General features: G+C 37.8%; 10 protein-coding genes and 2 riboswitches. All 10 genes read right to left on the bottom strand.

Annotated elements, in window-relative coordinates:
* Positions 1-496: 496 nt before the first annotated feature.
* Entirely contained in the window at positions 497-1801 is a 1305-nt protein-coding gene (locus AC3WSK_RS22210) for an NCS2 family permease (protein ID WP_079564274.1), read from the bottom strand.
* Between the two features lie 133 nt (positions 1802-1934).
* A riboswitch (purine riboswitch) is annotated at positions 1935-2036 on the bottom strand.
* A 244-nt stretch (positions 2037-2280) separates the two neighbouring features.
* Entirely contained in the window at positions 2281-2949 is a 669-nt protein-coding gene (locus tag AC3WSK_RS22205; protein WP_427484782.1) for an MOSC domain-containing protein, read from the bottom strand.
* A 351-nt stretch (positions 2950-3300) separates the two neighbouring features.
* A complete protein-coding gene (gene guaA / locus AC3WSK_RS22200; protein WP_079564295.1) occupies positions 3301-4851 on the bottom strand; it encodes a glutamine-hydrolyzing GMP synthase in 1551 nt (516 codons plus the stop codon).
* 151 nt (positions 4852-5002) lie between these two features.
* Positions 5003-5103, bottom strand: a riboswitch (purine riboswitch).
* A gap of 35 nt (positions 5104-5138) precedes the next feature.
* Positions 5139-7325, bottom strand: coding sequence for a transglutaminase TgpA family protein (locus tag AC3WSK_RS22195; protein WP_492414489.1), 2187 nt, complete (start codon positions 7323-7325; stop codon positions 5139-5141).
* Positions 7322-8503: a DUF58 domain-containing protein gene (locus tag AC3WSK_RS22190; protein WP_492414490.1), complete on the bottom strand. Its 1182-nt coding sequence runs from the start codon at positions 8501-8503 to the stop codon at positions 7322-7324. Before AC3WSK_RS22190 ends, AC3WSK_RS22195 begins: the two co-directional genes overlap by 4 nt.
* Positions 8500-9444, bottom strand: a complete 945-nt coding sequence (locus tag AC3WSK_RS22185; RefSeq protein WP_492414491.1) for an AAA family ATPase — start codon at positions 9442-9444, stop codon at positions 8500-8502. The genes AC3WSK_RS22190 and AC3WSK_RS22185 overlap by 4 nt, the downstream gene beginning before the upstream one ends.
* A gap of 236 nt (positions 9445-9680) precedes the next feature.
* Positions 9681-10361, bottom strand: coding sequence for an ABC transporter ATP-binding protein (locus AC3WSK_RS22180; protein ID WP_079564287.1), 681 nt, complete (start codon positions 10359-10361; stop codon positions 9681-9683).
* Positions 10362-10468: 107 nt separating this feature from the next.
* Positions 10469-11281: an ABC transporter permease gene (locus AC3WSK_RS22175; RefSeq protein WP_240518393.1), complete on the bottom strand. Its 813-nt coding sequence runs from the start codon at positions 11279-11281 to the stop codon at positions 10469-10471.
* Positions 11281-11733 (bottom strand): nitrous oxide reductase accessory protein NosL, encoded by a 453-nt coding sequence (locus AC3WSK_RS22170; RefSeq protein ID WP_079564290.1) that lies wholly within the window; start codon positions 11731-11733, stop codon positions 11281-11283. Before AC3WSK_RS22170 ends, AC3WSK_RS22175 begins: the two co-directional genes overlap by 1 nt.
* Positions 11730-13001 (bottom strand): right-handed parallel beta-helix repeat-containing protein, encoded by a 1272-nt coding sequence (locus AC3WSK_RS22165; RefSeq protein WP_240518394.1) that lies wholly within the window; start codon positions 12999-13001, stop codon positions 11730-11732. Before AC3WSK_RS22165 ends, AC3WSK_RS22170 begins: the two co-directional genes overlap by 4 nt.
* Between the last annotated feature and the right edge of the window lie 40 nt (positions 13002-13041).

Below are 13041 nucleotides of genomic sequence, written 5' to 3'. Positions count from 1 at the left end.
TTCGTTCACTAACTCAAGGTTAGCTACTGAAAACTTTATTGATTACGTTTTGCTTGTTCAGTTTTCAAGGTTCATTTGTTTGTCTCATTTAAGTGACTTTCTATACTTTAACATGTCGTTAACTTCATGTCAACTATTAATGTTAATGTTTTGTTGTTGTTTGTTTCTTTCGTAACAACGTTTATAAATATATCACCTTACTTGTAAGTTTGCAAGCGGATTATTAAAGTAAAACTATTCTAATTAAATAAAAAAGGAGTTTCTTCTATAATATGTGAATCAACTTCAACTACACATGAAAGTGATATGCTTCACATTGACGCTATAACCGCTGATCTCTCATATTAGTAGCTTTCCTTTTCTAGTGCATGATGAAATCTTTTTACCATTATATATTTTTATAGTTTTTAATTCTCCAATAAGAAAGCACCTACAATTGTTAGTTTCGTTTCTAACAATTGTAGGTGCTGTTTATAATTCTATTGTGTATTTATAATTAGCGTACCCAGATAAAGTATGCCAGGAAGACAAAGAACAACCCGTACATCATAGGATGGATTTCTTTTTTACGACCCGCTAAAAGCATTGTTACTGGATAGAATACAAAACCTATAGCAATACCAGTAGCAATTGAGTAACCAAGAGGCATCATTATTACTGTAAAGAATGCAGGTACTGCAATTTCGAATTTATCCCAATCAATTAAACGTAATGAGGATACCATCAAAACACCTACAATAACTAGAGCTGGCGCTGTTACCGCTGGAGTTACCACAGCAAGTAACGGTGAGAAGAATAATGCTATCAAGAAAAGGATTGCCGTTACAACAGCAGAGAAGCCTGAACGAGCACCTGCTGCTACACCAGAAGTTGACTCTACATACGCAGTAGTTGTTGATGTACCAAATAAAGAACCAATTGTGGTTGCAAGGGCATCCGCCATCAACGCACGGCTTGCACGTGGTAATTTATTATCTTTTACTAATCCTGCTTGTGTTGCAACTGCCATTAAAGTACCTGCTGTATCAAAGAAATCCACAAACAAGAATGTTAAGACAACAACTAAAAATTTAACGTTTAATAATGAACCGAAGTCATGGAAAATTGGATCTAAAGCTACCATAAATGTAGAATCCACGCTCGGAATAGCTGAAACAACTGCTGCAGGTGGATCAATCACACCCGTAATCATACCAACAATTGCTGTTATAACCATCCCTAAGAAAATACCAATACTGCGTAGTTTAATAATAAGAATAATTGAAAGGACAATCCCAAATACAGCTAGTAAAGTTGAACCAGTGAATGTTCCTAATGTAACCAATGTAGCTGGGCTATCTACGAGGATACCCGCTCCTTGTAAACCTACAAATGTTATAAACAATCCAATTCCTGCTGAAACTGCATATTTAAGTTGGACCGGAATTGCATTAATTACTGTTTCACGAATACCCGTTAGTGAAAGAATGATAAAGATAATCCCTGAGAAGAAAACACCTGTTAAACCAGTCTGCCAAGGAATACCGTAAGCTCCAACTACAGTGAAGGCAAAGAATGCGTTTAAGCCCATACCAGGAGCAAGGGAAATTGGGAATTTAGCGAATATACCCATAATCAGAGAACCGACTGCAGCTGCTAATGCTGTAGCTACGAATACAGCACCTTTATCCATCCCTGCATTTTCTAAGATGCCAGGGTTAACAGCTAAAATGTAAGCCATAGCAAGGAATGTAGTAATACCACCTATTATTTCGCGGCGATAATTAGTTCCTAATTCATCGAACATGAAATACTTTTTCATTTTAAAGAAATCCTCCGTATGGTCGTCTTCAATATCGAAAACAAAAAAGACACACTGACTACTCTACTAGTCGCATGTCTACGATACATTTCATCACCGTTATTGTGAGAAATTAATTTAGTGTCTATACATTAATATATATAACTAAAATCGTAGTCAAGTTATTTACGGTAACTTGGTAGAAACTCACGGGCCTTATCCCCGACATTATACGACGACTTATTTAATTTACAATCGTAATATATCATTTCATTTTTTAGATTTCAACCCCATTTCCGAACATTTTTTATAAATACCACGAGAAAGTTCGTGTAAAATACTTATTTGACTTCTTTCAGTAGATGTCACATTTTAAGAAATTGTTTAGGACATAATGCTTTATTGATAGTTATAAAATAAAAAACCCCCTAGAATTCATTCGAATTCTAGAGGATTTTTATACAATGACTGTAGGAGATTCTCCCTTGATCAACATATATTTAATTCATCACTTTACTTTGCAAGAGCTGAATTCTTTTTTCTAATTTTTGTTTCCAATCCTCTGCTAATGCATCAACTGCTTGTATGCGTTTCATGGCAAGTGCATCCTTGTTTTTAAAATACACTTCGTTGCAATGCAAAACTGAAACACACGCAGGATGCTTTTCCACTAATTCAATTTTTGAATCTGCATAGATTGTCCCTTCTTCCAGTACACGTGCAAGAAAGCCCGTATAACCTGTTTCAATTAAACGTTTGAGTAATATGTTCGCCTCAGTATATTTATCAATCGTGCTACATGGTACACGTCCTTGTGTAATTTGGATGACAGCATCACCTATTTTATAAATATCGCCAATACAAACATCAGCTTCTAACATATTCGTTACTGTTAAGTTTTCACCGAACGCTGCTGTCGGCAACGGTTTACTCAGTTCCTGTTCCCATTGTATGTAATGCTCCGCAGGATATAAGCAAACAGCACGGTCAGGACCACCATGATGTTTTTTATCTGCTACATCGTCCCCCTCAAATCCACGAGCGGACAAATAAACCTCTTGCACTTTTCGTTTTTCAATCCCTGTAATCATCGAGCGCTCGTTACTATAATGCAATTCTTTTGGCATACCAATAGCAAGTGTATGTATCATCGCTATATTTTTTCCCATCTTATCCCCCCCTAAAACTAAACAACGACATAGAGTCCTATTTATATTTATTAGTTTACTATACCGAACGATTCATCGTATAACTATTTCTTAATACGAATCTGTTTCATCGAAGGGCCCATTCTGGAATATACTTTGGATTAACTCGATATTGAACTTTCCAAATACATTCTTAAGAAAACCCAACTTGTTAATTTGCGGATATTGATCCGCCATAGTTCTAATTTTTATATTCAACAAAGCAACAAATATTCCCTTTATTTAAATTTTTGCTATCGAATCGAAAAATAAAAAGCTCGAAGAAAACCCAATTAAATGAGTATCTTCAAGCTTTTTATAGTTGCTATTTAATTATTCCCACTCGATAGTTGCTGGTGGCTTAGATGTAATATCATACAGTACGCGGTTAACGTGTTTTACTTCGTTTACTAGGCGGACAGAGATTTTCTCTAGTACATCCCAAGGAATGCGTGCCCAGTCAGAAGTCATACCGTCGATAGATGTTACCGCACGGATACCGATTGAGTAGTCATACGTACGTGCATCGCCCATTACGCCAACTGAGCGGATGTCAGGTAATACCGTGAAGTATTGCCAGATATCGCGATCAAGACCAGCTTTTGCGATCTCTTCACGTAAGATGAAATCAGATTCGCGTACGATTTCTAGTTTTTCTTCTGTTACTTCACCAAGTACACGGATTCCTAGACCAGGGCCTGGGAATGGTTGACGCCAAACGATTTTTTCGTCAAGGCCAAGCTCTAATCCTAATGCACGCACTTCGTCTTTAAATAATGTGTTAAGTGGCTCAATTAATTTGAATTGCATGTCTTCTGGAAGACCACCAACGTTATGGTGTGATTTAATCGTTTGTGCAGTTGATGTTCCAGATTCAATGATATCTGTGTAAAGAGTACCTTGTGCTAAGAAGTCCATACCTTCAAGTTTAGCCGCTTCTTCATCAAATACGTAAATAAACTCGTTACCGATAATTTTACGTTTTTTCTCTGGATCAGAAACGCCTGCAAGTTTATCCATGAAACGTTGACGTGCATCAATTTTAATAAGATTCATGTCAAAGTCTTCTGTGAATGTTTTCATAACTTGTTCAACTTCACCTTTACGGTTCAAGTTGTGGTCTACGAACATACAAGTTAATTGGTCGCCAATCGCTTTATGAATTAGAACCGCAACAACTGATGAGTCTACACCGCCAGAAAGTGCACATAATACTTTTTTGTCACCTACTGTTTCGCGGATTTTTGCGATTTCAAGTTCAATGAAGTTTGCCATAGACCAATCGCCTTTTGCTCCACAAATGTCGAATACAAACTGACGTAATAAGTCGTTACCATATACAGAGTGACGTACTTCTGGGTGGAATTGTACTGCGTATAGTTTACGCTCTACATTTGCCATTGCTGAGATAGGGCAAGCAGCACTTGTTGCGATTACTTCAAAACCAGCTGGTACTTCTGTTACATGGTCACCGTGGCTCATCCAAACGATTTGTTCAGTTGGTAAGCTACCGAATAACTTGTTTGAAGCTGTTACTTTAATTTCTGCTTTACCATATTCGCGTGTTTCAGCACCTTCAACTTTACCACCTTGCGTATGTGCCATTAATTGCATACCATAGCAAATACCTAAAATTGGTAAGCCTAATTCGAAAATAGCTGGGTCTACATGGAAGGCATTTTCGTCATAAACTGAGTTTGGACCACCTGAAAAGATAATCCCTGCTGCGTTCATATTTTTAATTTCTTCTGCTGTAATCGTATGAGGATGTAACTCACTAAAAACACCAAATTCACGGATACGACGCGTAATCAATTGGTTAAATTGGCTACCGAAGTCAAGAACAACGATTTTTTCTTGCTCTAATAAAGGGCTAGCTGACAAAATTTCCACCTCTTCTACTATTTTTAAAGGACTTTTCATATGTTCAAAGAAAAACGCGTATGGAAGTAAAAACTTCCTACGCGTTCATAAGTTCTAAATTTATAAAGGCGAATGCGTAGCAAAGAAAAGTGATTTACTAACCTTCTCACCTAACCAAAACATTCACCTTCATAGAGAAATCATTTACGGTGATTTCGTAGAAACATTCGAACCTATTATCGAACTTATATGAAAGCAATCCTCATCATATATAATTTTTTTCATTTTACTCTTTGTACCCATCAAAATCAACTGATAGTGCGATTGATTAAATTTTCCCAACTTTCTTTCAGTTTTGCGAAATCAACCTCTTGTTTATCTTTGCCATAAATATGTTGTTCATATACAGCAGTCAGTTTTTGCATTTCTTCCGTCTCTAGCGACTCATCTACTCTTGTAGCAAATGCTCGTAATGTTTCGCCATCCTTCCTGCGTAATCCAATACGAGATAATTGCTTCGTTAAAACATGGTATGAAGCATCAAAAGTTGTCCAGTCCGCTTCTTTTTTACGAAAAGCGCGTACTTGCATTTTAGGTATCCACGTTTTACGTTGCATAAACAAAGTGATACTAGCGATGATCATCAAAATGACTAGAGCAATCCATACGTAAATATGCTTTTTCACCCATGTCCACACAGAATCAAAGCTAAACGTTGTTGAGCTAGAAGATTCTTTCTTCGGCTCTTGCTCTTCCTTCTTTGGTTGTTCTTGCTTTTTTTCTGGCTCCAACACTTGCTCCTGCTGAGGAGTATCTTGCTCAATATCATAATCGATATTCACATTTCCTGAAAATCCAATTGTCGGTTCAAACTCCATCCACCCTGTTCCAGGTATATACGCTTCCACCCAAGAGTGTGCATTATCATTTGTAATTTGATACTCTTGTAAACCGTCTGATATTCGACCAGGATTACCAGGTGCAAAGCCTTTCACCCAACGTGCAGGTATCCCTGCCGAACGGAGGAGCACAACCATTGATGTTGAGAAATTATCACAGTAGCCAACTTTAGTATCGAATAAAAACTGGTCAACATAGTCCTGACCCTCAGACGGGATGGCTACTTCTTTTTTATCGTATCTAAAGCCATGAGATGAAAAATATTTTTCAACCGCTTTTATTTGATCATAGACCGAAGCTTTATCCTGTGTGATTTCTTGCGCTAAATTCCCTACACGTTGTGGAAGTGTGTCTGGCAATTGTAAAAAACGGTCAAAGGACGGATCTACTGTTTTTAGCGTGGAAGGGTCTGCCATTTGGAGCTGTTCCATGCTAAATACTGGCTCACTATATGAGATCGTATAGTTAGATAATAATTTTGAGTCGCCATTCTGTTGTTCTATTGCTATTTTTTCAGTGTGTTCATCTTGAATAAAGAGCGGTGAATCCTGTGTAGATACAGATATCATGCCATATGTTTGAATTAAAAAAGGCATCGGTACAGCAATGTCCATTTGAACCTGTCGCTCAGTTTCAGGAGATCCAACTTGTAATGAAGTTTGGATAGGAGTATTAGTCTCATAGACATTTTTTCCAAAGCTCCCCTCCGAAAGAATCCAGCCCTTCGAAGTATAAGTATCCTTTGTATCGATACGCCAATAATGACGATCACGGGTAGATGCCGTAAATATTAGTGTATTATCACCTTGGAACGGTCCCCCTAATTGACTATCATCCTCGCTGTAACCAACTGTTTTTTCCCCTGTTCCAATGCCATCTTGCCCTGCCACCCCCTTAATAAAAGGGACTGGATCAGCCCAAGTTGGCCCTGCCTTAGGTAAATAGAATGCCACTCCACTAACAAGCATTACCGAAACAATCATCGGAATAACCAGTTTCCACTTTCCTATGAAATTGCTCGGTGCATCTGTTTGAAGCCATAAGCGCTTAACAAAAAGGAAACCTGTCATTATTAATCCAAGCACAAGTACTTTAACAATTGCCACCTTTCCATCATAGTCACTAAATGTATCTAGTGTGGCAATAAAGAATACTGTTAAAGCAAAGAAATAGAATATATTTTTCCGCACGGTTATCCAGTGGTGTATCAGGTATATTAACATCCAAATAAGGGCAACGAAGAGCACCGTTCTAAATGAATCCGATACTTTTCCAAAATCGCCCGAAAAGATGGCAGTCATATTCCATTTCCATTCATGCATTAAAAACGGTATTGTCTGTCCAGAAAAAAAGGGACTTTCACTATAAACAAACACTATAAACCAAGTAACATAACCAAATTTCACTAATCCCGACAGTATTGGGTGCACTTGAAATAAACTGAGTACCAATGATAAACCGATGAACACTAAAAATAAATGAAACAATCCTGTATTTGTTAGCTGCATGACAGGAATAAGCCATTCACGTAAAATTAGAAAAATAATTACGTATGCTATTGCTAATTCGATAAAATTTCCTAGTGATTTTTTCACGGCTTCATCACCTCCGTGAACAAATGGTAATAATCTGTTGGATTTACATGTACAACTTGAATTTGCCTATAACGCTTTGCCAGATTTGTTTGCATAGGCGGCTCCTCCGCTACTACAAAACAAATACAGCTTTTCACCATATTGGCAAGAGAATGTATTAATTCATCTGATACTTCATTCGTAACATATAGTAATGTTGCAACATGCTTAAACACTTGCTGATCTCGAAATTGGAATTTGACAGTTTCAGCAGGTTTTATAGCAGCTAAATGATGCATTACTTGTTCTAGCTGCTTATTACCTTGAATAATCGGAAACACCTTCGTGTTAAAACCAGCTGAAACAAATGAAATATCTCCACGTTCTTTGACAATGGTTTGTAGCATCGATGCTACAAGCTCAATTTTTTCTTCAAATAAGGGCGACTTTCCGGCATGGAGTACAAGCATTAACTCCTGTGATTGTCGATCTTCAAATTCTTTAGATTGCAACGTTTGTGTTTTCGCAAATGATTTCCAGTGAATCCACGAAAAACGGTCACCTGGAACATACTCACGTAAACCAACAGCCATTGATGTATCCTTAACAATTGAATAAGGTGACATCATTGTACCAACATCAAATTTTGTTTGAAGCGCGGCATACCTCATTTCGCGTACTCTCGGGTATACTAAAATGACTTGTTCCTTGTCTGCCACAACTCGCTTTTTTGCCCAGCCAAAAAAATCACAGAAAACAATATTAACACCTAAGTAACGATGCTCGCCACGGGACATATTTCCCAGCACATAATTCCAGCTAAATTTTTTCCTGAAGCCAACGAACTTAATGGTATTCGTTCCTTGCACCCTCGATTGAATAAGGACTTCGCTGTTTACAAGTTCCTCCATCATCATATAAGCAAACGGAAAGCGTGTTTTTCGTTCTACCGTAATTGTTACCTTAGCAGATTGTCCACTCTCTACGCAGGAGGGCTCAATTTTGCGTTCCACCAGTAAAATATCTTCTTTCACTAGTAAGAAAATAAATGCGTATAACAAAAACGGGCTAACTGTGAAAAATACAAACCAGCTGACAAACCCACCTTGGAACATGGCATAACAAAACGTTATGATCATTAACAAAGAAATTAAAAGGAAATGTTTACTTTTCTCTATTAAGGCTTGCCATTTCTTCATTGCTCCGCAAACCTCTTTGTTGGCACAGGTATCTTCGCAATAATTCGCTCAATAATTTCCTCTGCCGTTACGTTATCATAGCGAGCATCTGGCTTTAATATTAAACGATGGCTAAAGACAAATGGTGCTAAATATTGAACATCATCAGGTGTAACAAAACTACGCCCTTTTATAAATGCATAAGCTTGTGAAGCCTTCATTAAAGCAATCGTTGCGCGAGGACTTACTCCTAAATGTACATAGTTATTTTCCCTCGTTTGAGTCGCCAATTCGACCATATAATTTTTGACTGAATCCTCAACATGCACACCCTGTACAAGCTCCTGCAATTCAATTAATTGCGTAACTGTTAGTACTGCTTCAATTTTTTCAATCGGTTTACCATGCTCAGCACGACGAAGAATCTCCACTTCTTGACCTCTTGAAGGATAGCCCATTTTTATTTTTAGTAAGAAACGATCTAGCTGTGCTTCCGGTAAAGGATATGTTCCTTCATGCTCAATTGGATTTTGAGTGGCCATAACGAAAAATGGTTGGTTGATTGTTAAGGTTTTACCATCAATCGTGACCGATGCTTCCTCCATCCCCTCAAGTAAAGCAGATTGCGTTTTTGGAGATGTACGGTTAATTTCATCCGCTAAAATTACATCTCCCATGATCGGACCAGGTAGAAATTCGAATTCCAGCGTTTTCGGATTATAAATCGACACCCCTACAACATCTGACGGTAATAAATCCGGTGTAAATTGAATCCTTTTAAATTGTGCCTCAAAGGATTTTGCCAGTGCTCGAACCATCATTGTTTTACCGACACCTGGTACGTCCTCAAGCAAGATATGACCCTTTGCTAGTAGGGCTACTATGCTAAGCTCTGCAACCTCTCTTTTGCCGATCATTACTTTTTCTATATTTTCTAATACACTTTGTATTTGTGAATTCATAAATAAAAAAACCTCCTATTTCATCCAACAATTATTAGAATTGTATGATAACTTATTTAAGAATAACGAAATATGTTTAGTAACACAATTATATGAGACGTTCACCTATTGCTTTAACACCATAGTTCGAGCACTAGCGAGAAAAGTAATAATACTTTAACATGAAAAAGAAGGCCTGCCTGAATACAATCAAAGCAAACCTATCTTTTAGTATAACGTCATTATCTATCAGAATGTTACAGATTTAATTTTTTTAACCATAAATTCTCTAACGAAGATGAATTTTCTTGTAAAAGTATTTCCTCTAATTCACCAGAAATAAGTATGTTCCCTTCGTGTAAAACCAACACATCGTCCGCTACTTCTTCCGCAAAAGACAGTAAATGCGTAGAAAATATGACCGTAGAGCCCCTTGCTTTTTCCTCTAGCATCATTTTTTTCAGCTCTGCAATCCAAAAAGGATCGAGCCCATTGGTCGGCTCATCTAAAATAAGCAAAGAGCCTTCACCGAGTAAACTTTGAGCGAGATTAAGCCGTTGACGCATCCCCTTAGAGAAATGCTTCACTTTTTGCTTTCGAACATCCCATAAAGCAACGCGCCTTAGTACTTCCTCCTGTTCCTTTTTACCAATCTTCTTTAATGAGGCAAGTAGCTGCAAAATTTCTGCTGCTGTTAACATAGAAGGAAAGTCCACATCATCAGGCATGTATCGAATGGCTTGTGGTTTATGCCATATTATTTCTCCTGATTTTTGCTTTTCCTGTCTAGTTAGCAGGCGAATTAAAGTACTCTTTCCAGCGCCATTTCCCCCTACAAGCGCTAAAATACGCCCCGTTTGTAAAGAAAAGGAGGCTTCATGAAGACCTCTATTATTATCATAGATATTTGATAACTTCTTTGTTTCTAATAGCATCATCTTCTATCCCCTTTCTATCAATTATACCTCGGCATAATTGCGTCCAGAATCGGCTTTGTGCTTGCACAAAGCACTCCTTTCCGATTCTGTGACATCCGCCGGAGGCTTTATCTTCTTTCACCGAAAGAAGATAAAAGTAAGCTAGTGTAGGCTAACGGACAAACTATCCAAAGTAATGTCACAGCTACGTATACTGCATAACCTAGTGGCGACGAATAAAACTGCGTTACTTTATAAAATGCTGGCCCAAGAACACTCGCCTGATCTGTAAAAATAAAGTATCCAAAGCGTAGCCACTCCACAGGATTAATATGTATCGCTATAATCGTCAGTTTTTGAAGAATATGACCGGCCACGACAGTTCCGATAGCCATTAAAGCGTAAGAGATTAGCAATAAAAAAATGGACCAAAAAACAAGTGACAACGACAGTGCAAATAATCTTGTTTTCGCAAAGGCTCCTACTGCAATGGCCAATGACACAAAAATGAAAATGCATAGCAAAGTTAAAACAATGAAGATAAATGGCAAACGTACTCCACCAAGAAATCCACCAAGCGCTAATATTACGCCGAACGCCACGGCCACGACTAATAAAAAAGCAAGCACAGAAGCAATATACTTTCCTGCAATATATTGCCTACGTGTCATTGGATATGTTTTTAATAATGAAAACCATCCTGATTCCACATCACCAGCTACACTCATACTACCGATCGTTAATATAAACAGCGGCAATAAAAACAACAATACATTTAAAAAGGAGGCTGTCTGTCGTGTAAAACCGTCTACATCTGGTAATGCCATTTGCTGAATGACAATGATAGCTGTAAACACGAATGTGAAAAGTAAGCCTACAAGTTGCATCCATCGACTTCTGAGCATTTGCTTCAATTCTAGTTTAATAAGCATACTATTCATCACTTATGGATCCCCCATTTAAAATCGTGTAAATCCTTATAGTCTAGTAGCTGACCTTCTCCCTCTGTCGTCATCCATTCCTGTGCTGCTTCCTTCGAATCGAATGCAACTACCCCATAATTCATCGGAGTCCAATAATCCTTGTTGTACACATAAACAGCGTTAATAACGTCAATCCATTCATTTTTTGCCGCATCTTTAATATATGCTGCTCCAACTACATCTTCCCCATTCGCTTTCATATATTCCATAAGACAACCAATATCATCAAACATTTCATAATCGCCATTTTTCAATGCAATCTGGCCAGCATATGCATTATGAACGATACTCATATTACAAATTTTACATACATCAGTTTCACTCACTATTTCACGAGGCTCATATGTTTTTTCACTACAGCCCACCAATACACCACAACATAGCAATACACTCATCAGCCATTTTTTCATTCTGTGATCCCTCTTTTCCATAGCCATAAACTACTTAATGCCAAGAATAAACCTACTAGCATTTGCACCACGTTCATCTTGTTCTTTTCTTGCACATACTTCATCGCCAATTTCGGCGTATGATCAACAAGCATGTTCTTTTCAGTTTTATTAATTTGCTGATCCAGAGATGTCAGTAAAAGGACGCTCGGAGATGCTACAAAATATTGGTAAACAGGCTGGCGTACCATCCATTGACCAAAGCTTGACACAGCCACATATGGAATATCACCGACGCCATTGTCTTTTAAATCAATCCCTGAGTAATCATCATAATAATTATTTTTAAGTTGAAAGCCTTGCTGATCGGAACGCGCCGTTAAAATATTCCCTGTAAAGTTATTACTACTAGCCAAAGTGTCGTTACTAACCTTTGTACCTTCAAGGGCAGTTTGGTTCATCTGAAAATCATTTGTTTCAATTTGGATAGTTGAACTTTTCTGCATTGCAACACCAGTCCGATTATTTTTGATTGTGTTATGTTTAATTTTTGCTTGCTGCACATCAAACAGCAGCATACCGTAGCCATTAAAATCAAAATGATTAGCTATTGTATTATTTTCAAGGAGGATGTCTGTTGTCATCATAATCATAAGACCAGTCACATTGTGAACATATGTATTAAAAAGTGCTTTGGCATCACTTGTATACATAAGATGCGTACCATAACGGCTGCTCGTCACCTTATTACGTTGAACAACAATACGCTTTACCTCCTCTACATAGATTCCATCCTGTACTTGCTCAATAGTATTGCCTTCGATCGTAATATCCTCACTTTTATAAACTGCCAACCCATTACCTTTTTGGGAATAATGATCCTCGATACCAGTCACATTGATTTCCTGTATGCGCACATTTTTGCAGCGTTGTATATGAACACCTGTATGAACATCTTTCATTTGTAACTTACGTAGCTTAAGTCCGTCTACATTACTAACAACGATCGCTTTACTTTTTCCTGATAACGTTATATTTTCCACACTGACATTAGTAGTATTTTCAATTCGAAGTGCTGGTTTGTCACTTTCACCGATTAGTTCAGTTCCCTCTTCGCCTTGTAGTGTTATCGGTTTCGTCACAATAAAATTACCTCGGTAACGACCAGCAGGAATATGAACGATCTCCCCTGGCTTTGCGACATTAATCGCCTCCTGTACATCGAAATCTGCGTACACTGTCTGACTCATGAATAGAAAAAATAATAAGGCCATCCCTATTTTTTTCACCAATCCTTACCTCCCAGTTCAGCACGAAAAGACTAGAGGA

It is taken from the genome of Lysinibacillus sp. EB271-A1-10B (genome assembly GCF_058791335.1).
Note: the sequence above shows the minus strand (reverse complement) of the source record. Positions and strands in the feature narration are given on the sequence as shown.